The sequence below is a fragment of the Vibrio sp. RC586 genome, from assembly GCF_000176715.1.
Lineage (GTDB): Bacteria > Pseudomonadota > Gammaproteobacteria > Enterobacterales > Vibrionaceae > Vibrio.
The window spans coordinates 12976-34837 of the sequence record NZ_ADBD01000003.1 but is presented as its reverse complement, the minus strand read 5'-3'; the positions used below and the strand labels follow the sequence as shown (position 1 = coordinate 34837).

Genomic DNA, 21862 nt, shown 5'->3' with positions numbered 1-21862 from the left:
AATAGATCGCGGCGCACATAAGGAACGTGGCACAGATGAGGTACACACCGACGTTAAAACTGAGCACTCGGCTAGTTGCGTTTGTGACTATGACGGTGATTAGCGCCATGTTTATTCTGTTCCTCGGTGGAACCTTATCTTTTCAACGCCTTGGTCAAGAATACCTTAACCATTACCTACAAGGTGTGGTTGAAGTGGTTGATAAAGAAATGGAAGATCCTGATGCCGCCTACTCCATGCAGCGTTGGATGCCCAAAATGCTGCAAGCCGGCGGCATTATTGAAATGCAGCTCACCTCTGAAGCGGGTACGGTTTATCGTTTTAAAGATACCGCCAATACCATTGAAACCGCACGTCTCTATCAAGTCGCATTGCCGTTAAAGCGTAATCCCGGTTATGTCATGCATTTTAAAGCTGTTCCGCCTTACCTCAGTTACAACTATTCATTGCAAGCGATGTGGTCTACTACGCTAGCCGTGTTGTTGATTGTTTTTTTTCTGATTCGAGGTCTTAAGTGGTTAAAAGAACAACTGTTAGGCTCGGAGTTGCTTGAAGAGCGAGGCAGGATGATTCTCGCTGGGCGAGTTGAGCAGCATGCGAAAGGCGATCCGCGTGAATGGCCTTATACCGCGAGTGAAGCCTTGGATCGCTTAATTGAAGAGCTACAAGATGCACGGCAAGAGCGAAGTCGCTTTGACACCTTTATTCGCAGCCAAACTTTCTTAGATCAACTGACGGGGACTGCCAATCGAGTTTTGTACGACAGCAAACTGGAGTCCGCTTTATTGGAAAGTGGTGCTCATGGTGGGGTAATGATGCTGCGTGTGGATGATCTTGACTCCGCTCGCGAAGAAAGCCCGAAACGTAGCGTGGATGAATTTATTGTCGAAGTGGGAGAATGTCTCTCCAATATTGTGCAACGTTACCCCGATGCCATTCTTTCTCGTTACTACGATGATGTTTTTGCGCTATTTATCCCTCATCAAGGCAGTAAAGATGTTGCTCAAGTCGCGACGCAAACCATCAAGTTGATTGAGCGGATTACTCCACCGGAGCCATTATTACAAGAAAACTGGTTCCATATTGGCGTCACCATGTATCAGGAAGGTGAGCGGCGGGGACGCATTATTGATGAAATGGAAACAGCACTGAAAAGTGCTCAATTGCAGGGTATCAATGCTTGGAGTCGCTTCCAAAAGCCTAAACAATTGCAGGAAGATCGCGGCAGTGTCCGTTGGCGTACTCTGTTTGAGCAAGCGTTACACCCAGAAGGCATTCTATTGTATCGCCAGGCTTGTTATTTGATGGCAGAAAGTGGTGAGCGTGAGTTTATTCACTATGAGTTGTTTGCTCGAATCCAAGATCCCCAGCAAGGCCTTCTTAAAGCTTCGCGCTTTAGTTCTGCTTTAGAAACCGTAGGTTATGAAGCCATGTTAGATCGCGTGGTATTCAGTTCAGTGGTAAGTTTTCTCAAACAATCGGAACGGATTGAACCGCTGTCGGTAAACTTACACGTTGTTCCCTTTAGTGATAAACGGTATGCTCGCTGGATTCGTAACGAATTGATGCAGATGCCTTTTTATCTTCGCTCTGCATTATCTTTTGAGTTTGCTGAAGCTCATTTGATCAAGCATTTGGACTATATGCGTCCAATCATCCGTATGTTGGCAGGGTTAGGATGTAAGATCGTAGTCGGGCAAGCGGGGCGAACCATCGTCAGCACTCACTACATCAAAGACTTAAAAATCAACTATCTTAAACTTCATCGGAGTTTGATTAAGAAAATTGACCAACGCCATGAAAACCAGCTGTTTGTACGCAGTTTGGTTGGTGTATGTGGTGGGATACAAACAGAGGTTATTGCAGTTGGGGTGGAAACGGCCCAAGAGTGGCAAACCCTACAACTGTTGGGGGTAAGTGGCGTACAAGGGCGTTTATTTGATGATGAACAACAAATGTTACCCCCAGTGCCTTCCAAGCAGCTTAATCGACCTCAGCGCCTGTTTTCGACCTCGGTCGGCAAACGTAATCGATGGCGAACTAAATAGTAGTGGTTAGAGAATGAATAAACCGAGTTGGATAGAAAAACTGATCGCCCCTAAAGCAGCTACACGGCCGCTGTATGTGGTTGTGCAGCCAGAAAGCCTGTTTTTTACCGCAGACGATCTTAAACCTATCCCTCCTCAACCTGTGAACCAACAGAATTGGCAGTCCGTTCTGGTTCAGACTCTACAAAAGCATGCAATTCAAGATGTACAGCTTCATCTTGTTCTTCATTCTCAGCTTTATCAGACATACCAAATCGAACAACCTAGCGTGCCGCGTGAAGAGTGGTCGGCGGCATTGCCCTTCTTGCTTAAAGATATGCTCAGTGAAAAAGTCACTGATGTAGTGGCGGATACCCATCCACTACCAGGCAGTGGCAAGGTTCAAGCCTATGTGATCAGTAAGCGCGCCATACTTGAGTTACAAAATATGGTGTTAAGCGCAGGGTTATCGTTAGGTCGAATTATTCCAGAACAAGCGGTGTGGGGATTGGCCGCTGGAGAACTGAGCCATTTCCTATTGCTGCACCGAAGCATGGGGGGCAGCTTTAAGCTGGACGCTTTTGTGGAGCGCCAGTGCAGTTTTCAACGAACTTTGCGTGGAATTTCTGCCCCGGTGACTGACAATGCAGTGAGTGCATTGCAGTTAGATGGCTTGGCGTTGGAGTTGCAACGCTCGATTGATTATCTCTCCGCGCAGTTGAAAGGTGGCTCTTTACAGCAACTGAAAGTTTGCTGTGATGGCGAGGATAGACAAGCGCTCATTGAAGGGCTCAATGAGCGCTTAAGTGTCAGAGCCTCAGGGCTTGACGGCGAAGCGAATGTCTTATGTGGTGAGCAACTGGCGCGTTATGCCCGTGATGTTCCGCATGAAACGATTAACTTCTATCAAGATCATCTCAAGCCGAAACAAGACAAGTTTACGTTAACGAATCTGCTGCTAGTTTGGTTGGCATTGAGCGCCGTGCTGCTGCTTGGCTATGCCGGAGCCGGATACCAAAACTGGCGTGCCAATCATCAGTTACAAGAGCAACAAACTCAAAATCAAGATTTGGTAGAACAGGCGGAAAATCGACGTCGACAGGTCGCTGAGCATATACCTTCGGCAGGAAAGTTGGCAGCGATTGAGCGATTGAAGAAAGAGATTGCGGCAAAACAGCAAGCGCAAACGGCGATTGGTCAGTTTGATGTTGCGCAGCAAGCGGGGTATTCAGGGGTGCTGAATGCCTTGTCTCAATTGGCACGCAGTGATATTTCATTAAGCCGTATTACCTTGAATGCGGTGCAGCTCAATGTGCAAGGCGTTGCTCGCGATCCCGCAGCGATCCCTAACTGGATTAATCAGTTCAAAAAAGAATTACATTTGATGGGCAGAAGCTTTGAGCAATTGAAGATCGGCCGTAATGAGCAGGACATGATCACCTTTGAATTGAATACTCAGCGAGGAGAAATGAAATGAGTTCTCGCTGGCAGACACTGGAGAGTAAATTTTCTCTTCTTTCACAACGAGAGAAAGTGTTGATTGCATTGTGTGGCACGGTGCTGGTAGTGATGTTACTGGTGATAGGGTTAATTGAGCCAACGCTTAAACAGAGTCATGCTCGTCAACTGCAAATTCAAAATCTCATCTCAAATAACCAACAGCTACAAGGTGAGATCATGGCATTACAAGCCAGGCTCGCTAAGGATCCCGATCAGGAGCTGGATGTGGAGCTGGGCCAATTAACACGGCAAAGCCAAGATCTTTCGCTGCAATTGGCTGAGCAGATGACGTCGATGGTAGCACCTTCCGATATGCCTAACTTACTGGAAAGCGTGCTCAGACAAGGTCAGACATTAAATTTGGTGGCTTTAGAGTCGTTGCCCGCAGAACCGGTTGTTCGTTCAAGTGAGCCGGGAGTGGAGTCGGAATACTATGTACATCCTGTACGTATGGAGTTTACTGGATCGTATTTTGCGATTCGGGATTACTTGCAGGCTTTGGAAGCCTTACCTGTGAAATATTACTGGCGAAGCTTCCAGTATCAGGTAGAAAGCTATCCCGAGGCTCGGGTGAGGCTCGAAGTCTATACGTTGGGCAGTCGAGAGGAGTTCATCGGTGGCTAGATATGCAATATTTTTGCTGCTCATGGTTGCGGCCAACAGTTATGCCACTGAAGATCCTACCGCACCGTTAGGCTGGGAAAAAAGTGCACCGAAAACGGAAAAAACGAAGCCGACTTACCCTGTACCGACTTTGCAAAGTATCGTCTGTGCACAAGGGCGTAGTTGTTATGCGATTGTGGATCAAAAAGTGGTGGCACAAGGCGATGTGATCAATGGTTATCGCGTAGCGGCGATCCAGCCCGATCAGGTGAAAATCACCCGTGCAGGAAAAGAGTGGCAATTGGCGCTCTTCACGCTCGATATAAAAAAATAAGGTAATAAAGTCCTATGCGCAAAATCGTACTCGCTTCAGTGGTGACTTCTTTAGTGGGATGCTCTATGGGGCATCGTGAGCCCGTAGAAGTCAAGCAAGCGCTTAATCAATCGATTAATGAGATTGGCAGTCGTCAGATTGATCAGCTTCCTCCATCAGTTGAAGCGGATCTGATGCCTGATATGGATGGAACGCCCACCAGTGAGCCGAAAACCTTACAGCGCTTTCGAGTACAAGCTAAAGAGGTGGAAGCCAAAGCATTTTTCGCAAGCTTAGTGCAAGGCACTGAATACAGCGCGGCTATTCATCCTGCGGTGACTGGGCGTATTACCCTCAATCTTACCGATGTGACCTTAGATGAAGTGTTAACGGTGGTGCGTGACTTGTACGGTTTTGATCTGGTCAAAGAAGGCAAAGTGATTCAGGTTTATCCGGCTGGTTTGCGTACTGTCACGATCCCGGTGGATTATCTGCAGTTTAAGCGTACTGGGCGTTCGTTGACCTCAATCACGACGGGGACGATCACCAACACTGATACCAACAATTCCAGTGGCGGAGACTCTTCGAGTAATAGTTCTTCCTCGAATAATAACTCAGGTAATTCAGATTCCAATTCTACGTCGAATACGCGTGGAGGCACGGAGATCGAAACCACCAACGAGAGCGACTTCTGGCCTCAGTTAGAGAAAGCCGTTGGTCAATTATTGGGAAGCACTGGCGGACAAGCGGTGATCGCCAACCCACAAGCGGGTGTGTTAACGCTACGTGCCTATCCAGATGAGATTCGTCAAGTCACCGAGTTTTTGGGGATCTCACAACAGCGTATGCATCGACAGGTGATCCTTGAGGCGAAAATTCTTGAAGTCACCCTTAGTGATGGTTATCAACAAGGGATCAACTGGAACAAAGCTTTCACGTCAAATGGCACCAATTACCAAATTGGCACTGGAACCATTAGCAAAGATGCGAGTGGCAATCCGATCAGTGCCGTATTGCCCGGCTTGGATGCCATCGGAACACTATTGGGGGGGCAATCCAATCTGGTGATTTCCAGTGGCAGTTTCGATGCGGTGATCAGCTTTATGGCAACGCAGGGGGACTTAAATGTGCTCTCTAGCCCACGAGTGACCGCCTCCAATAACCAGAAAGCGGTGATCAAAGTAGGCACCGATGAGTTCTATGTAACGGATTTATCTAGCGTTGTTGGCACTGGGGATAACGCGCAAGCTTCTCCCGATATAACCCTGACGCCTTTCTTCTCCGGAATTTCATTGGATGTGACGCCGCAAATTGATGACCAAGGCAACGTGCTGCTGCACGTACACCCAGCGGTGATAGAGGTTGAGCAGCAGACTAAGAAAATTGTGTATAGAAGTGAAGAGATTGAACTGCCATTAGCGAGAAGCTCAATCCGTGAATCGGATTCGGTGATCCGTGCTAAAGATGGGGATGTGGTGGTCATTGGTGGTTTGATGAAATCCAATACCGTTGACCAAGTCTCCAAAGTGCCGTTTTTGGGGGATGTGCCAGCATTAGGCCATCTATTCCGTAACACGACTAAGCTCACCCAAAAAACCGAGCTGGTGATTTTGCTCAAACCGACCGTAGTCGGTGTCAATACTTGGCAAAAAGAGTTGGAACGTTCTCGCAATTTATTGCAGGAATGGTTCCCTGATAATCAGTAGTGTATGTATTTATCGCACTTTGGTCTGGATCAACTGCCTTTTCATCTCACTCCGGATACCGAGTTGTTTCTGGGGTTAGCTCCGCACTTTGAAGCGATTCAGACGTTAAGTGCGGCCATCGAAATGGGGGAAGGGGTCAGTAAGCTAACCGGAGAAGTGGGAACGGGAAAAACCATGGTGTGTCGGATGCTGTTGACTCACTTAGGTGATGATGTGGCCTTGGTGTATCTACCTAATCCCATGCTCAGTGGGGAGGAGTTACGCCAAGCGGTGGCGGCCGAATTGCAACTGGAAGTGCATTCGGCGGTGCGTATTGTGGAGCAGATTCAAACCCGGTTGATTGAGCTGCATCAGCAAGGTAAGCGCATTGTCGCCCTCGTGGATGAAGCACAAGCTCTGTCTGATGAAGCGCTAGAAACACTCCGCTTGTTTGGTAACTTGGAAACAGAACAGACCAAACTGCTGCAAATCGTGTTGATTGGTCAGCCGGAGTTGGATACTCGTTTAGCGCAGCACCACTTGCGTCAATTGCGGCAGCGCATCACTTTTAATGCTCATTTACGCCCACTGAATCCCGAGGAAACCGATGTATATATCGAGAGCCGCTTAAACAAAGCCAAAGCGCCCTACTCATTATTTAATCCGGCGTTGAAAAAAGCGGTATGGCGTGCCTCACAAGGGATCCCGCGATTGATCAATCAAATTTGTCATAAAGCGCTGTTACTGGCTTGCTATGAACAGAGTCCATTGGTCAGCCAGTCTCACTTGTTTGCCGCTATCCATGATACCTATGACAGCTGCAAACCTAGATTTAAAACCCCAGTGCTGTGGGGATGGAGTAAGCCATGAGTGTGGTGAATCAAGCCTTGGCCAAAAGTGCCAAACCCAGTCATTCTCGTCTTTCGAGCATTGAGCGCATTGATGTCAAATCCGCCAAATCCCGCCCTGCTTGGTTGTGGGCAATACTGGGGTTTGGTGTCAGTTTAGCGGTTGGCGGATGGTCAGTTTCCTTGCAATCGGTCGATATTCCAACAACCAGTACAATAGATCCCGAAGCATCGTTGCCCTCACCGACCCAAAAAACAACTCAGCAAACCATTGCTTTATATACAGCTCCGGCGAAGAGTGAGTTTAGTCAGAGTGAATCTAAAAAAAGTGAGCCGAAAAAAAATGGAACACTCGCGGTAGCACAACCCAAAGTGCAGCCAATCACTCAGCTAGAAAAATCGGTATCTCAACCCACTAACGTTGCCCCAAGCCTTGCGCTAGCGGCGAATCATACTCCGAGTGTGCAAGAGTCTGAGTTTGCGGAACAGCCCACCACGCAGCCGGTCATGATTGTTGAGCAAGTGGAATTAACCGCTGAGCAGTTGGCACAAAAAGCACTGCAACGAGCACAAAAAGCAATGGAGAGTAATGATTTTCAAGCTGCTGTGAAAGCGTATGGAGAAGCCCTGCGTTATACCCCAGAGGATGAAAGCACTCGGCAAAAACTGGCAGCACTCTATTACGGTAAAGGGGATGGACGTAAAGCTTTTGACTTGATGCAAGCAGGAATTGAGCGCAATCCTGATGGGGAAGTGCTGCGTTTAGCTTTAGCTCGACTATTAGTGAAAGAGAAGCAAGATGCCGCAGCCTTGGTGCCACTGGCTCACCTGCCTCCTCAACCTTCGGTGGACTATTTATCATTACGTGCGGCTTTAGCTCAGAAAACCAAACAAGATGAGATGGCTTTGCAAAGCTATCAGCAATTGACTGAACAAGATCCCAATAATGGCCGTTGGTGGCTTGGGTTAGCTATCCAACAGGAGCGCGCTTTGCAATGGTCTGCAGCACAACATGCTTATCAGCAAGCGCTGAGTAAAGTGGGGCTATCAAACCAATCTCAAGCCTTTATTCAACAACGATTGAAATTACTGACCCGCTTACAGGAGACACAAGGTGCCAATTAATAAACTGCGAAAACGCCTTGGAGACCTGTTAGTTGAAGAAGGCATTGTCAGTGAGGCGCAGCTTGAACAAGCGCTGGATGCACAGAAAAAAAACGGTCGCCGTTTAGGCGACAGCTTAATTACCCTTGGCTTCTTAACTGAAAGCCAATTGCTGAACTTTTTGGCGCAGCAACTTGGCCTTCCTGTGATTGATCTCAGCCGTGCCAATGTAGATATTGATGCGGTTCCGTTGTTGCCAGAAGTGCATGCTCGGCGCTTGCGGGCATTGGTGATTGGGCGCAGTGGTGACACTTTGCGTATTGCGATGAGCGATCCGGCGGATCTGTTTGCTCAAGAAGCGTTACTGAACCAGTTGCCTGAGTACGGTTTTGAGTTTGTCATCGCCCCTGAAAAGCAGTTGGTGGATGGGTTTGACCGCTATTACCGCCGCACCAAAGAAATTGTTTCGTTTGCCGAACAGTTACATGCCGAGCACCAAACCAACGATACCTTTGATGTTGAGATCACCGATTCTGACAGTGATGAAGTGACGGTAGTTAAACTGATCAATTCACTGTTTGAAGATGCGATTCAAGTTGGCGCCTCGGATATACATATCGAGCCAGATGCCAATGTGCTGCGCTTACGGCAGCGGATTGATGGGGTGCTGCATGAAACCTTACTGCATGAAGTCAACATCGCTTCTGCCTTGGTGCTGCGTTTAAAACTGATGGCGAATCTGGATATTTCCGAGAAACGCTTACCGCAAGATGGCCGATTTAATATCCGCGTTAAGGGGCAATCCGTGGATATCCGGATGTCGACCATGCCGATCCAGCATGGTGAATCGGTAGTCATGCGTCTATTAAACCAATCGGCAGGAGTGCGAAAACTCGAAGAGTCTGGCATTCCGCCTCATTTGTTGCAGCGTTTGCGCCATCAGTTGAAGCGCCCGCATGGGATGATTTTGGTTACTGGACCTACTGGCTCGGGGAAAACCACCACCTTGTATGGCGCCTTGAGTGAGCTCAATACCTCAGGTAAAAAAATCATTACGGCGGAAGATCCTGTCGAATATCGCATTTCCCGAGTTAACCAAGTGCAAGTTAACTCGAAAATTAACCTCGATTTTTCTACTTTGCTGCGCACCTTCTTACGCCAAGATCCTGACATCATTCTGGTAGGGGAAATGCGCGATCAAGAGACGGTAGAAATCGGCCTGCGTGCTGGGTTAACGGGCCACTTAGTGTTAAGCACCTTACACACCAATGATGCCGTGGACAGTGCACTGCGTTTGATTGATATGGGGGCACCCGGTTACTTAGTGGCGAGCGCGGTACGTGCCGTGGTAGCACAGCGCTTGGTGCGTAAAGTTTGCCCAGATTGCAGTGGGGCTGACGAGGTTGATGAAGCGCGATGTCAATGGCTAGCTACCCGCTTTCCTAACCAAGTTAAGGCTCCGTTTGTTCGTGGTCGAGGCTGTCAAAACTGCAACTTGACCGGTTATCGTGGTCGGATTGGGGTTTTTGAAATGCTCGAACTCGATCAACCTATGATGGATTGTTTACGAGCCAATGATGCAGTGGCATTTTCGAAAGCTGCACGCAGTAATCCAAACTACAAGCCATTGCTGGCTTCGGCGATGGAATTGGCATTGCAAGGCGTGGTGAGTCTTAATGAAGTCATGTCGCTTGGAGAAGGCGATGCCACCGGTGTTGTTGAGCCGATCTATCTGTAGGGTTAAACATGGCAACATTTAATTATCAGGGGCGCAATGCCGATGGCAGTAAAGCTTCCGGGTTTGTGGAAGCGGCTACAGAGGAGGTCGCGGCAGAAATGCTGTTTAATAAAGGCATCATACCGACCTCAATTACCCTGGGTGACACATCGAAAAGTCTGTTTGATGTCGATTGGAAAGCTTTGTTCACACCCGCAGTACCACTGGAAGTGTTGGTGATTTTTTGTCGGCAGATGTTTAGCCTCACCAAAGCTGGTGTTCCACTGTTACGTTCGATGCGCGGACTCACGCAAAATTGCCACAATAAGCAGCTGAAAGAAGCACTTGAAGCGGTATGTAATGAGCTGACTAACGGGCGAAGCCTATCGGCTTCCATGCAGTTGCATCCTGGTGTATTCAGTCCGTTATTTGTATCCATGATCCAAGTGGGCGAAAACACAGGCCGCTTGGATCAAGCGCTGCTGCAGCTTGCCAATTACTACGAACAAGAAGTTGAAACACGTAAGCGGATCAAAACCGCGATGCGCTACCCGATCTTCGTGATCAGCTTTGTGGTGATTGCGATGTTTATCCTCAACGTAAAGGTGATCCCGCAATTTACCAGCATGTTCAGCCGTTTTGGTGCTGATTTACCACTGCCTACGCGCATTTTGATCGCGACCTCCGATTTCTTTGTGAACTACTGGGGATTACTGCTTGGGTTGATTGTCGGGGGGCTGTTTGCCTTTCGAGCATGGCTCAATACCAGTAAAGGGCGGATCAAATGGGATCATTTACGTCTGCGCATGCCGATTGTGGGCGGGATAGTGAATCGAGCCCAGCTGTCGCGTTTTTCACGCACTTTTTCGCTGATGTTATCTGCTGGGGTTCCGCTCAACCAATCGTTAGCACTTTCCGCAGAGGCGATTGATAACAAGTATCTCGAACAGAAAATTTTGGAGATGAAGAGCCAAATTGAATCCGGAGTCTCGATCTCAGTCACGGCAATCAATGTCAATATTTTTACCCCGCTCGTGATCCAAATGATCACGGTCGGGGAAGAGACGGGACGCATTGATGAGCTGTTGCTTGAGGTCTCGGATTTTTATGATCGCGAAGTGGATTACGATTTAAAAACTCTGACCGCGAGAATTGAACCCATCCTGTTGGTGTTTGTTGCGGCTATGGTTTTGGTATTGGCGCTCGGAATTTTCCTGCCTATGTGGGGCATGATGGATGCGATCAAAGGACGATAATGGCGAATTGGTTAGGACGGTCACGCTTAATTTTATGGACACTGTTAGTGTTTATCTTACTCGGTGTGCTGTTTTCCATGTGGCAGACAATGTCACGCAATACGTTTGCGACCGCGTTTGAAGTGGTCAGCACGCGCATGACCGATCGTGCTAATCTTTATAAGCAGCAATGGTTTTTACAGGGGCAACCATCTGAGATCCAAATTGAGGGCAAAACGATAGCTCTGTCAGCATCGGGTTGGTTATTTCCCAAGCAAGATCAAGATGTTGATTGTGAAAAATTGCTAACGTTACTCTACCCTGATGTGACAGTGTTGGATTTGTTGCCGATTATTGATGGTGCAAATTCAATAAATGGCTACCAGTGCCGATATCAATATGGAAAGGAAGCCTTGGTCAGTGTTGAGTTGAAAGGTCGCCACTTTGCGGTCAATGTCGACTTTTTGTTGTGAGAAAATTCTGACATTATTCCCCCGAATTGTGTGGAATTATGCGTATAATGCACGGCGTACGTTAGGTAAGTGAGTTAAAAGTATGAAGAAAATGCAGCAAGGCTTCTCGTTGGTGGAATTGGTGATCGTTATTGTGGTGGTCGGGTTACTGGCTGTCGCGGCTTTGCCACGTTTTCTTGATGTCACCGATGAAGCAAAAAAAGCCAGTATCGAAGGAGTTGCGGGTGGTTTCGCTACTGGTGTACTTTCCGCCCGCGCACAGTGGGAAGCACAAGCAAGACCGACTCTGACGACCAACAAATACCCCTATGTGAATTATGATGGGGTCGATTTTTGGTTAACGACCTCGGCGACCAGCGGCTTCCGCGATGGTTATCCCATCGGTCTTAAAAAGAATGACACAGACTACGCCACGATTTCTGATGAGTCTTGTATTGATTTGATGAAAAATCTGCTGCAAAACCCGCCACAAGTCGGCACGGAAACCGAGGCTGCCAACAGCTCAAATTATAAGTATTCGGCGAAAGCGGATGCGGGCGCTGCTACCTGTACTTATGTGCAGAACGAAAAAGGCAGCCAACATGAATTTGTTTATGAAGTTAACACTGGTCGCGTGACCGTAACCTTGCAGTAATTCTGCGTATTCACATTAGAGAGAGATAGTAATAATGAAAAGACAAGGCGGTTTCACCCTGATTGAACTGGTCGTGGTGATTGTCATCCTCGGTATTTTGGCCGTGACAGCAGCTCCACGTTTCTTAAACCTGCAAAATGATGCGCGAGAGGCATCACTGCAAGGCCTAAAAGGCGCAATTGATGGTGCGGCGGGGATTGTTTATGGAAGAGCTGCAATTAGTGGTATAGAAACAGCTGACACAGGTAACGTAGATAATATTGACGTTGTGTTTGGATACCCAGCTGCAACCGCAGATGGTATTGGCGAGGCTGTTGTTGGCTTAAGTACAGACTGGTCGCAAGTTTCGCCAGCGATTGGTAATAATAGCATTCAATATACATTCCAAGGACAAACTACCACTGGGTGGACTGCAACAACAGGTTGCTATGTCAATTATCAACAGGCTGCTAACTCGGGTGCAGCACCTACAACTACTATTGTTGTTACTGGTTGTTAATTTAAAAAAGGCCAGCTTGTCTGGCCTTTGTTCTCTAACGGCTTGAGTTAAGAATTATTCGCTATGCGTCAAAGCAGGATTGTATTACGTCAGGGTAAAACGCAAGGTTTTACCCTAATCGAACTGGTAGTGGTGATTATCCTACTAGGGGTACTTTCTGCCTATGCTGCCAGCCGTTTTCTAGGGCCTTCTTCATTTGCCGTTGTAGCTACACAAAGTGAAGTCTTGGCCTCGCTACGTTTAACCCAAAACCGCGCGATGCAGCGCACGCGTTATTGCAATCGCTGGTTGCTCACCAGTGCAGCTGCGATGCAAGTTTCTCCCCAAGTGCCGCAAGGTAATTGTGTGGCGACTTTTCCTAGTTATCCTTCTGACCCCTCATTGGTTGATGCCGCCGCGAATGGAGTGAACTTGTCTTTAATTGGCTCAGGATCTAGCTCCTTTCTTGATTTCGATAGTTTAGGACGTGCGGCTCAATGTTCTCATTCAGGTTGTGTGGTGAAGATTAGCAGCATTTCTAGCAATGAAACTCGCCAAGTTTGTGTGAATACCGAGGGCTACATTTATGCCTGCTAAAGCCATCCGAGCCATGCGCGGTTTCACCTTAATTGAAATGGTGATTGTGATTGTCGTGCTAGGTATAGCCTTGGTTGGAGTATCAACAGCACTTTATCCACGCTCACAGCAAACTGCGGAACAAGTGTTATCCGTGAAGGCTGCCGAGTTAGGGCGAGCAGTGTTAGATGAAATCTTAAGCCGCAATTTTGATCAGCAATCAGGCCCCAATGGTGGCTTACCTGAATGTGTCATCATCTCCATGCAAGATCGCAAAAACTGTACTGCACCGTCTGAGCTTGGTGACGATGGAGAGATGAATAACACTGAATTTAATGATGTGGACGACTACATCACGACTCGGCCCATTTCTGTTACCGATGTGCTGGGGAGTGATATTTCCGGCGAATACCCGCGTTTTACTGTTTCGGTACAAGTATTTTATGCAACCGATAACAACGGGCAGTTTTCGGCAGTGCCCGCCACCGCAGCCACTCACTACAAACGTATTGTGATCGTGATTTATGATCCACAAGGTAACCCTTATTCGTTTACGGCGATTCGGGGGAACTACTGATGAGTCGTGGTTTCACTCTGATTGAAATGGTGATCACCATTATTTTGCTTGGCATAGTGGGTTTGTTTTTGGGCAATGTTGCTGGGCAAGCGATGGGAATTTATGCCGATACCACCGCACGTGAAGCCTTAATCCAACAAGGTCGATTTGTGACTGAGCGCATAAGCCGAGAACTGCGCGAAGCGGTGCCCAATAGTGTCATGATTGCCAATGGTTGTATTGAATTTCTGCCGATTGTGAACAGCGCGATTTACCAATCTTTCCCAACCACGAGCATTAGTGAGTTTCGTTTATTACCGATTGGGAAAGCCATGAATGCGGGCGAACGACTTGTCGTTTTCCCCAATGATCCGCTTGCGTTACGCGCTGCTGTATTACCCGTTATTGGGCAAGTGGCGGAGGTGCTCAGTAATGTAGATTTTACGCCACCGCGAGATAAAACCATGGTTGATGTGTCATTGAAGCAGGGTACTCGCTTTGTGTTGCAGTCACCGGCTAGCCGTGTCTATTTCTATACCACGCCCGTAGCCTATTGTTATGAAGACAACCGCATTTATCGCTATGCTAACTATGATTTGTTCAGGCCCGTATTATCTCCCACTTATCTAGGCGATGGAGTGTTGATGGCGCAGCAGCTCAGTGCGGTGAATTTCAGTGTATTAGCACCGCAGTTGCAGCGTAATGGTTTAGTGAAAATTGAGCTCACGTTTTCAGAACAAGGTGAGCAAGTAAGGTTTAATCATGATGCCTTGGTCTACAACACCCCGTAAGCAGCAGGGCAGTGCCTTGATCCTCGTTGTGTTTATCATTGTGGTTGTTGGGTTTGTGGCCCTTATCGCGAATCGCAATCAGGAACGTAATAGTGAGCAATTGGTGTCTATGGTTTTGGGGACGCGAGCTGAAATGGCTGCACGTTCAGCACTCAATATCGAATTGAGCCGTTTTTATCAAAGTAATAAGAGTGCGGGCAGTTGCTACTTATCATCGCCCCAAACTATCGATTTTACTGGAGATGGGCTAGCGCAATGTGAGGCAACCGTGACTTGCCGCGATCTTGGGGCATTAGATAATGGGCTTGAAGTTTATCAGCTAACCGCTACAGGCTATTGTCAGGTCGGAGATTGGAGCTTGCAGCGCATCATTGAAGTAGGAGTGAAGAGTGAATAGGTGGTTAGTCAAAACGCTAGCGAGCGGTTTGGGATTGCTCTCTGCTTATGTCTTGGCATTTCAGGATATTGATAACTCAATTTATTTTCCGGCCGTTGCACAAGGGCACGGAAGCTGTAGCAGCGCGCCGAATCCACAATTTGTACAATACAATGAAGCAAAGATTACTGGAACCCAGAGCAAGCCTTTACAATTTTGCACGATCAATAGTTACTCTCCAAGTGGAGGCTGTGACGGCAGTATTTGTCGCGTTGATAACACAACCGTTTCCTCATTGAACTTGAATGGAGGAAATAGCTTTAAGACATCAAGTTATAATGGAATGCAGGTTGCTTGGTGCGTTAGTGGGCAAAATATACCATTAACCGAAACTAATATCGGTAAAATACAAGTATATGACTCTTGTACGCTAACCTTTAGTGGCCAATCAGAATATAAAATCAGGGCTCTTGATATGGGGTCGGGGGCAAAAGCCATACTCTCTTCGGGCGATTACTGGATACAGAGCCTACAGCTTAACCCTAGGAGTGTGATTGAAGTCGATGGCGATGTTCGTTTGTTTGTTTATGGTTATTCAGACTGGAATAGTGCAGATATCAATGTCTCTGGATCTGGAAACTTGACAATCATCAGTTACGGCAGCGTAACACTAAACAACACCACTAAGGTTAATGCCTACATCTATACGGCTAATAAACTTACACTGAATGATGATTCCATCATCAACGGCCGGACTACGAGTCGTGAGCTATTCATGGAAGGTAAAACTCAAATTAATCAAAACCAGCAACAAGGCTTAACTTGTTTTGAGGATGATTTTAACCGCCCATCCCTTGGGCAAAATTGGGTTCCTTTTACCAGTACTGGGAATTTCACGCCAAGTATTGTGAGTAACCGGATGCGTCTGACAGAGGCGCGGAATAACCAAGCGACAGCTGCAACCTACCAGAGAATATTTCCTGCAGCGGGCAACATAGTCACCGTCGAATTTGATTATTACGCTTGGGCAAACCTCAGCGGTGTAGGGGCTGATGGTGTTGCCGTTATTTTCTCTGATGCAACGATCACCCCGAAAACTGGGGGCTTTGGTGGCTCATTGGGCTACGCTCCACGCACGGATTCCTCCCCAAGAAAACCAGGTTTTGCCGGTGGTTGGTTGGGCGTGGGATTCGATGAATATGGCAACTTTTCAAACCCAATTGAAGGTCGTACTGGTGGGCCAGGTTTTCGCTCTCAGGCCATTGCGTTACGTGGTTCGGAATCGGCAAGTTATCGTTATTTAACGGGAACCGCTGCAAACATTTATCCTAAATTAGATGTTCGAAATACGAGTGTTGCAGGGCCTGGTTATCGCTATTTCATTACCATAGATTCTCGGAGTAGCGGGGCGGTTTGGGTTCGCGTTGATCGTTCAGTCAACGGTAGTATGCAAACCGTGATCGATTGGTATGACGTTCTACGTAATACGAGTCAAGGGGCTGCCCCTGCGGATTTTCTACTTTCTCTCGCGGGCTCGACAGGCGCATCGGTCAATAACCATGAAATTGAGAACTTCAAAGTGTGTGCGTTGAAATCTAGACCTGTGGAGGCGCAAGTTGACCATTTCCGTTTTACTTTGCCTCAACAAGGGCTCACTTGCGATGCTTCTGATGTGACGATTAAAGCGTGTGCGGATGAAAATTGTACTCAACTTTATACAAGCCCTATCACTGCAACCTTGTCACCGGATTCACTTCCAAACGCGACTGGTGGATGGGTTGGTGGCTCGCAAGTCACCTTTACTAATGGCATCGCCACCACTCAGTTGCGACGCAATACTGCCGGTAATGTGACGGTAAATGTCATTGGTTCAACGCCAACGAGTAAGCCGTATCAGGTCAACCTGTGTAGCTATACGAATAATCCCAACCGCTATTCAACGGCGAATTGCACCGTTAACTTTGCCGACAGTGGCTTTATTGTTGATGTGCCAGACTCTTATGCCAATCAGACGGTGACGGGAACCATTAAAGCGGTACGCAAAGATAATGCATCACAGCAGTGCTTACCAAGTTTTGGCAATGTCAAAAAAACAGTGGCGTTTTGGAGTGAATACCTCAATCCGACGGCCAATAATAGTGGATTCCAATCTGTCACTGTGGGGGTAAATGGAGCGCCAATTGGTCAGTCTGCAAATAACGCGACCTCGATAAGTTTGAACTTTAATCAAAATGGTGAGGCGAGTTTCCCGATCTCTTATCGTGAAGTGGGTAGTTTAGCTCTGTATGCTCGTTTCACGGGCAGCGGTGATGAGCAAGGTCTGCTCTTGGAGGGAGAGGATAGCTTTATTCGTGTTCCTAGGGCATTGGTACTCAGTGCTCATAATTCATATAACCCGACACATCAAAATGGCCAATGTTCTGCAGAAGATATCAGTTGTAATGTTTTTGCGAGAGCCGATGAAAACTTTGATCTGAATATTCGAGCCGTTGTTGCTGCGCCCATTGAAGATAATGATTTCACAAACAATTTAACTGCTTATAACTACCAGCAACAAAATATCGCGCTACAACACACTCTGGTGCAGCCATCGGCAGGGCAGTCGGGTGTGTTAGGCGTAAATGAATACACTCATCTACTTGGGGGTACAACGACTATTGCGCAAAAAGTGAGTGAAGTTGGGGTGTTTGATTTCTCTTTGGTCGCCCCCACCCATTACCTTGGCCTTGACTTAGCCAGCGCCAATCTACCGATTGCGGTTGTGTCAACAGGATCGATTGGGCGCTTTATTCCCGCTTACTTTTCGGTATCTCCGATGAGTAATGTCACCTTAGATGCGGCATGTAAAACCGGTAATGCCTTTAGTTATCTCGGTCAGCCGTTCGAGTATTCCAATAGTCCGGGACTCTATTTACAGCCTAAATCCGCCAATAATGCGGATACGCAAAACTATCTCATCGACCCTTGGTGGCGTTATAACAATCAATGGAATGGTCGCACTTACAGTGATAGTGCAAACGGTGTGAATCTTGGTTTCGATAATCTGCAGACTTCGCCCATCAGCAGACAGGCATTAAACAACAGTGGCATTGTCTTAACTGGTGAAAGGGTGTGGTATGAAAAACCAGTGCAGCTTAAGGAAGTGTTTAAGGCGGCGTTTGATCTGACCTTAAATGCCTCTAACGTAACGGATCAGGATGGGGTTTGCTACCGCTTAGATGCCACCTCTCCTTGTCTAGGTTTTGTTTTTAGCAATATTGATCAAACCATGCCACTGTATTGGGGCAAATTAGTCATTCAAGATGTGTATGGGCCAGAAACCCAACCGCTGGAACAACCGATCTATGTTGAGCATTACACCAGTAATGGTTTTGTGCGCACCACAGACGATAGTTGCGCTAGATTACCTGATATCTCGGACTTTACGCTGCCATCGAACGACTATACGGTGCTGACTTCTGGGGTACCGGTCCCTCCCCAAGTCTTGGCTGAACATCCGGCTGCTCAATTGAACAACGGAAAAAGTACCATTCGTTTTAGTGCACCGGGCGCAGGGGCGCGTGGGGTGATTGATTCAGTATTGGATCTCAATAACTTGATGTGGCTCGCTGAGCGTGATGATGAAAAAACATTAATAGGGCAGCCTTGGCAATATTATTTTAAAGCTTCCACTCAAGGTCGAGTTCAATTTGGGCAGTATCGCGGCAGTGATCGAGTGATCTGGTGGCGCGAATCTAATTAATGACTAAGCACTCAATGGATCCAGATTTCTCTCATTCCGTTAGAGAACTGTTAGAAATTGCGTGTTTCAGTCCATGTTTATGGATCAACGCCTTGCTGTGATGGCAAGGCATTGGTACATTTAGTGCAATTTTCCTTTTCTCATTTCTTGCAGGACGAACGAAGAATATGTTCAAAAAACTTCGTGGCATGTTTTCTAACGACCTATCGATCGATTTAGGTACCGCCAATACACTTATTTATGTCAAAGGACAGGGCATTGTTCTTGATGAACCATCTGTAGTTGCTATTCGTCAGGACAAAGGCCGTGGCGGTAAAACCGTTGCAGCGGTTGGCCATGCCGCAAAACAGATGCTCGGTAGAACCCCAGGTAACATTTCTGCGATTCGCCCAATGAAAGATGGTGTGATCGCCGACTTCTACGTGACCGAAAAAATGCTGCAGCATTTTATTCGCCAAGTACACGACAACAGCGTGTTAAAACCAAGCCCACGCGTACTGGTGTGTGTGCCTTGCGGTTCAACCCAAGTTGAGCGTCGTGCCATCCGTGAATCGGCATTGGGTGCAGGTGCGCGCGAAGTTTACTTGATTGACGAGCCAATGGCGGCAGCAATCGGCGCAGGTCTGCGTGTTTCTGAGCCAACCGGTTCAATGGTGATTGATATCGGTGGTGGTACGACGGAAGTGGCGGTGATCTCGCTCAACGGTGTGGTTTACTCATCGTCTGTGCGTATCGGTGGTGACCGTTTTGATGAAGCGATCATCAATTATGTGCGCCGTAACTACGGTAGCTTAATTGGTGAAGCAACGGCAGAAAAGATCAAACACGAAATCGGCTCCGCTTACCCTGGTGATGACGTGCAAGAGATCGAAGTACGTGGTCGTAACCTTGCTGAAGGTGTGCCGCGTAGTTTCACGCTGAACTCCAATGAGATCCTTGAAGCGCTGCAAGAGCCGCTGACGGGTATCGTCTCTGCAGTTATGGTTGCGCTAGAGCAGTGTCCGCCAGAACTGGCTTCGGACATCTCTGAAAACGGTATGGTTCTGACGGGCGGTGGTGCACTGCTGAAAGATCTGGATCGTCTGCTGATGGAAGAAACCGGTATTCCAGTTGTAATCGCCGATGATCCACTGACTTGTGTGGCTCGTGGTGGTGGTAAAGCCTTAGAAATGATCGACATGCACGGTGGCGATCTGTTTAGCGAAGAATAATAAGCCGTGTCGTGCCCTATGCATGGCACTTTGCTCAGCGCTAGGATGGCTATTGGATGAAACCTATCTTTGGTCGAGGACCTTCTCTGCAGCTGCGGCTATTTTTTGCGGTTATGCTATCAGCCAGCCTTATGCTGGCTGATAGTCGTTTAGGTGCATTCTCACATGTACGCTTTCTGCTCAATAGTCTGGTTGCGCCTATTCAGTACGCAGCGGATCTACCGCGCGTACTGTTTGACGATTTTTATGACAGCATCAGTTCCCATCAGCAGCTACGGGCAAACAACCAACTGCTGAAACAGGAAGCTTTGACGCTGAAAAGTAATTTGCTGCTGCTTGAACAGTACAAAGAAGAAAACCAACGGTTACGTAAGCTGCTTGGATCTTCGTTTTTGCGTGACGAGAAAAAGGTCGTCACGGAAGTGATGGCGGTGGACACTTCTCCTTATCGACATCAAGTGGTGATTGATAAAGGTCGGATCGATGGTGTGTATGAAGGTCAGCCGATCATCAATGAAAAAGGCATTGTCGGGCAGGTGACTTTCGTTGCTGCGCACAATAGTCGGGTGCTACTGCTGATTGACCCCAACACCGCCATTCCTGTGCAGAATCTGCGTAATGATATTCGGGTGATTGCCTCGGGAAATGGGCAGACGGATCAAATCCAACTGGAACATATTCCGACCAGTACCGATATTGAAGTCGGTGACATGCTAGTAACCTCTGGCTTGGGTGGTGTTTACCCTGAAGGCTATCCTGTGGCGATTGTGTCGCAAGTGGATAAAGATACCCGCCGCGAATTTGCCTCAATCAAGGCCGATCCTGTGGTGGAGTTTGATCGCTTGCGCTATTTGCTCCTTATCTGGCCAAACGAAGATCGTTTACAGAAAGTGATGCAGGCCGATCCGCAGTTGTTATTAGAGGAAGAAGCCAATGATCAGCAGTGATATCAAAGGCCGCATGGTCATTTTTGCCTCCTTTCTGTTGGCGTTAATCTTGCAGACTATTCCATGGCCGGGAACCTTAGATCTGTTCCGCCCACCTTGGTTGCTGCTGGTATGTTGTTACTGGGTGTTGGCATTGCCGCACCGAGTGAATGTTGGTAGCGCCTTAGTGATGGGGCTGTTGTGGGATCTGCTGCTTGGTTCTACGCTAGGGATCCGCGGCATGATGATGTCGATCGTAATCTATCTGGTCGCGATGAACTTTTTGGTGCTGCGTAACATGGCACTATGGCAACAAGCGATCGTGATCGGCTTGCTGTCGATGGGGCTAGAAGTGCTGATTTTCTGTGGTGAATACCTGATCCAGAATGTGACATTCAATCCGTTGTCACTCTGGAGTGGCGTGATTGCCTGTATACTCTGGCCGTGGATGTTTTTATTACTGCGCCGAGTTCGACGCCATTGGCATGTGAAATGACGATATCAAAATTAGTTCTGGCTTCGGGTTCACCAAGACGCAGTGAATTGCTCGCACAAATGGGCTACCAGTTTGAAGTCGTTGTACCGAATGTTGAAGAAATGCGCGCAGTGGCTGAATCGCCAGTGCAATATGTTGAGCGTCTGTCTCGTGATAAAGCGTTAGCGGGGGCGGCGCTGGTGGATGTGGATGCCGTGGTGATCGGTTCGGATACCATAGTGGTGAAAGATCAAGAGGTGTTGGAAAAGCCGCGCGATTTTGCGGATGCAAAACGCATGTTACTTAAGCTTTCAGGCAACCAACATCAAGTGATGACCGCCGTGAGCGTGACTCAAGGCGGCATTACGCACTCTGTAGTCGTGACTACAGAGGTGTGGTTTAAAACTTTGTCAGAACAAGAAATAGAAGCGTATTGGCAAAGTGGTGAGCCCTGCGATAAAGCTGGCAGTTACGGCATTCAGGGATTGGGTGGACAATTTGTTACGAGGATTGAAGGCAGCTACCACGCGGTAGTGGGATTGCCACTCTACGAGACTGACCAGCTTCTGCACAAATTCTAATCATTTTAATC

Annotated in this window: 21 protein-coding genes; all 21 read left to right on the top strand. The window is 47.8% G+C overall.

Annotated elements, in window-relative coordinates; translation table 11 throughout:
* Window positions 1-35: 35 nt before the first annotated feature.
* The 21 genes from csrD to VOA_RS17080 all read left to right on the top strand — a co-directional run bounded on the left by csrD (window position 36) and on the right by VOA_RS17080 (window position 21851).
* Window positions 36-2048, top strand: a complete 2013-nt coding sequence (gene csrD / locus VOA_RS16980) for an RNase E specificity factor CsrD (RefSeq protein ID WP_032468125.1) — start codon at window positions 36-38, stop codon at window positions 2046-2048.
* Between the two features lie 13 nt (window positions 2049-2061).
* On the top strand, window positions 2062-3504 hold the full coding sequence (locus tag VOA_RS16985; RefSeq protein ID WP_001039979.1) for a PilN domain-containing protein: 1443 nt from the start codon (window positions 2062-2064) through the stop codon (window positions 3502-3504).
* On the top strand, window positions 3501-4151 hold the full coding sequence (gspM, locus tag VOA_RS16990; protein WP_000098834.1) for a type II secretion system protein GspM: 651 nt from the start codon (window positions 3501-3503) through the stop codon (window positions 4149-4151). Before VOA_RS16985 ends, gspM begins: the two co-directional genes overlap by 4 nt.
* 22 nt (window positions 4152-4173) lie before the next feature.
* Window positions 4174-4464 (top strand): MSHA biogenesis protein MshK, encoded by a 291-nt coding sequence (locus tag VOA_RS16995; protein WP_032468132.1) that lies wholly within the window; start codon window positions 4174-4176, stop codon window positions 4462-4464.
* Window positions 4465-4478: 14 nt separating this feature from the next.
* Entirely contained in the window at window positions 4479-6149 is a 1671-nt protein-coding gene (gene mshL / locus VOA_RS17000; protein ID WP_001227130.1) for a pilus (MSHA type) biogenesis protein MshL, read from the top strand.
* A 3-nt stretch (window positions 6150-6152) separates the two neighbouring features.
* Window positions 6153-6998 (top strand): ExeA family protein, encoded by an 846-nt coding sequence (locus VOA_RS17005; protein WP_000281350.1) that lies wholly within the window; start codon window positions 6153-6155, stop codon window positions 6996-6998.
* Window positions 6995-8101: a tetratricopeptide repeat protein gene (locus tag VOA_RS17010; protein WP_000117855.1), complete on the top strand. Its 1107-nt coding sequence runs from the start codon at window positions 6995-6997 to the stop codon at window positions 8099-8101. Before VOA_RS17005 ends, VOA_RS17010 begins: the two co-directional genes overlap by 4 nt.
* Window positions 8091-9818, top strand: a complete 1728-nt coding sequence (locus VOA_RS17015; RefSeq protein WP_001122149.1) for a GspE/PulE family protein — start codon at window positions 8091-8093, stop codon at window positions 9816-9818. Before VOA_RS17010 ends, VOA_RS17015 begins: the two co-directional genes overlap by 11 nt.
* 8 nt (window positions 9819-9826) lie before the next feature.
* Entirely contained in the window at window positions 9827-11053 is a 1227-nt protein-coding gene (locus tag VOA_RS17020; protein WP_000190188.1) for a type II secretion system F family protein, read from the top strand.
* Complete coding sequence (locus VOA_RS17025) at window positions 11053-11505, top strand: hypothetical protein (protein WP_000024694.1); 453 nt, start codon at window positions 11053-11055, stop codon at window positions 11503-11505. The genes VOA_RS17020 and VOA_RS17025 overlap by 1 nt, the downstream gene beginning before the upstream one ends.
* Window positions 11506-11587: 82 nt before the next feature.
* The gene (locus VOA_RS17030; RefSeq protein ID WP_000738711.1) at window positions 11588-12139 is read left to right on the top strand and encodes a prepilin-type N-terminal cleavage/methylation domain-containing protein; all 552 of its coding nucleotides are present in this window, start codon (window positions 11588-11590) and stop codon (window positions 12137-12139) included.
* Window positions 12140-12173: 34 nt separating this feature from the next.
* Window positions 12174-12638, top strand: coding sequence for a type II secretion system protein (locus VOA_RS17035; RefSeq protein WP_000828598.1), 465 nt, complete (start codon window positions 12174-12176; stop codon window positions 12636-12638).
* A 63-nt stretch (window positions 12639-12701) separates the two neighbouring features.
* Window positions 12702-13214: a pilus assembly FimT family protein gene (locus VOA_RS17040; RefSeq protein WP_001249934.1), complete on the top strand. Its 513-nt coding sequence runs from the start codon at window positions 12702-12704 to the stop codon at window positions 13212-13214.
* Complete coding sequence (locus VOA_RS17045) at window positions 13204-13770, top strand: type IV pilus modification PilV family protein (protein WP_001110992.1); 567 nt, start codon at window positions 13204-13206, stop codon at window positions 13768-13770. Before VOA_RS17040 ends, VOA_RS17045 begins: the two co-directional genes overlap by 11 nt.
* Window positions 13770-14540: a PilW family protein gene (locus VOA_RS17050; RefSeq protein WP_000086319.1), complete on the top strand. Its 771-nt coding sequence runs from the start codon at window positions 13770-13772 to the stop codon at window positions 14538-14540. The genes VOA_RS17045 and VOA_RS17050 overlap by 1 nt, the downstream gene beginning before the upstream one ends.
* On the top strand, window positions 14515-14937 hold the full coding sequence (locus VOA_RS17055) for a hypothetical protein (protein WP_009355697.1): 423 nt from the start codon (window positions 14515-14517) through the stop codon (window positions 14935-14937). Before VOA_RS17050 ends, VOA_RS17055 begins: the two co-directional genes overlap by 26 nt.
* Entirely contained in the window at window positions 14930-18658 is a 3729-nt protein-coding gene (locus VOA_RS17060) for a DUF6701 domain-containing protein (RefSeq protein ID WP_009355696.1), read from the top strand. Before VOA_RS17055 ends, VOA_RS17060 begins: the two co-directional genes overlap by 8 nt.
* A gap of 167 nt (window positions 18659-18825) precedes the next feature.
* Window positions 18826-19869 (top strand): rod shape-determining protein, encoded by a 1044-nt coding sequence (locus tag VOA_RS17065; RefSeq protein ID WP_000473772.1) that lies wholly within the window; start codon window positions 18826-18828, stop codon window positions 19867-19869.
* Window positions 19870-19925: 56 nt separating this feature from the next.
* On the top strand, window positions 19926-20816 hold the full coding sequence (gene mreC, locus VOA_RS17070; RefSeq protein WP_000802445.1) for a rod shape-determining protein MreC: 891 nt from the start codon (window positions 19926-19928) through the stop codon (window positions 20814-20816).
* Window positions 20803-21291, top strand: coding sequence for a rod shape-determining protein MreD (mreD, locus tag VOA_RS17075; protein WP_000625720.1), 489 nt, complete (start codon window positions 20803-20805; stop codon window positions 21289-21291). Before mreC ends, mreD begins: the two co-directional genes overlap by 14 nt.
* Entirely contained in the window at window positions 21288-21851 is a 564-nt protein-coding gene (locus VOA_RS17080) for a Maf family protein (protein WP_000155864.1), read from the top strand. Before mreD ends, VOA_RS17080 begins: the two co-directional genes overlap by 4 nt.
* Window positions 21852-21862 lie beyond the last annotated feature (11 nt).

Coding starts and splice junctions, on each gene's coding strand:
- csrD (WP_032468125.1), top strand. CDS start 36: ATGAGGTACACACCGACGTTAAAACTGAGCACTCGGCTAGTTGCGTTT.
- VOA_RS16985 (WP_001039979.1), top strand. CDS start 2,062: ATGAATAAACCGAGTTGGATAGAAAAACTGATCGCCCCTAAAGCAGCT.
- gspM (WP_000098834.1), top strand. CDS start 3,501: ATGAGTTCTCGCTGGCAGACACTGGAGAGTAAATTTTCTCTTCTTTCA.
- VOA_RS16995 (WP_032468132.1), top strand. CDS start 4,174: ATGGTTGCGGCCAACAGTTATGCCACTGAAGATCCTACCGCACCGTTA.
- mshL (WP_001227130.1), top strand. CDS start 4,479: ATGCGCAAAATCGTACTCGCTTCAGTGGTGACTTCTTTAGTGGGATGC.
- VOA_RS17005 (WP_000281350.1), top strand. CDS start 6,153: ATGTATTTATCGCACTTTGGTCTGGATCAACTGCCTTTTCATCTCACT.
- VOA_RS17010 (WP_000117855.1), top strand. CDS start 6,995: ATGAGTGTGGTGAATCAAGCCTTGGCCAAAAGTGCCAAACCCAGTCAT.
- VOA_RS17020 (WP_000190188.1), top strand. CDS start 9,827: ATGGCAACATTTAATTATCAGGGGCGCAATGCCGATGGCAGTAAAGCT.
- VOA_RS17025 (WP_000024694.1), top strand. CDS start 11,053: ATGGCGAATTGGTTAGGACGGTCACGCTTAATTTTATGGACACTGTTA.
- VOA_RS17030 (WP_000738711.1), top strand. CDS start 11,588: ATGAAGAAAATGCAGCAAGGCTTCTCGTTGGTGGAATTGGTGATCGTT.
- VOA_RS17035 (WP_000828598.1), top strand. CDS start 12,174: ATGAAAAGACAAGGCGGTTTCACCCTGATTGAACTGGTCGTGGTGATT.
- VOA_RS17040 (WP_001249934.1), top strand. CDS start 12,702: ATGCGTCAAAGCAGGATTGTATTACGTCAGGGTAAAACGCAAGGTTTT.
- VOA_RS17045 (WP_001110992.1), top strand. CDS start 13,204: ATGCCTGCTAAAGCCATCCGAGCCATGCGCGGTTTCACCTTAATTGAA.
- VOA_RS17050 (WP_000086319.1), top strand. CDS start 13,770: ATGAGTCGTGGTTTCACTCTGATTGAAATGGTGATCACCATTATTTTG.
- VOA_RS17055 (WP_009355697.1), top strand. CDS start 14,515: ATGCCTTGGTCTACAACACCCCGTAAGCAGCAGGGCAGTGCCTTGATC.
- VOA_RS17065 (WP_000473772.1), top strand. CDS start 18,826: ATGTTCAAAAAACTTCGTGGCATGTTTTCTAACGACCTATCGATCGAT.
- mreC (WP_000802445.1), top strand. CDS start 19,926: ATGAAACCTATCTTTGGTCGAGGACCTTCTCTGCAGCTGCGGCTATTT.
- mreD (WP_000625720.1), top strand. CDS start 20,803: ATGATCAGCAGTGATATCAAAGGCCGCATGGTCATTTTTGCCTCCTTT.
- VOA_RS17080 (WP_000155864.1), top strand. CDS start 21,288: ATGACGATATCAAAATTAGTTCTGGCTTCGGGTTCACCAAGACGCAGT.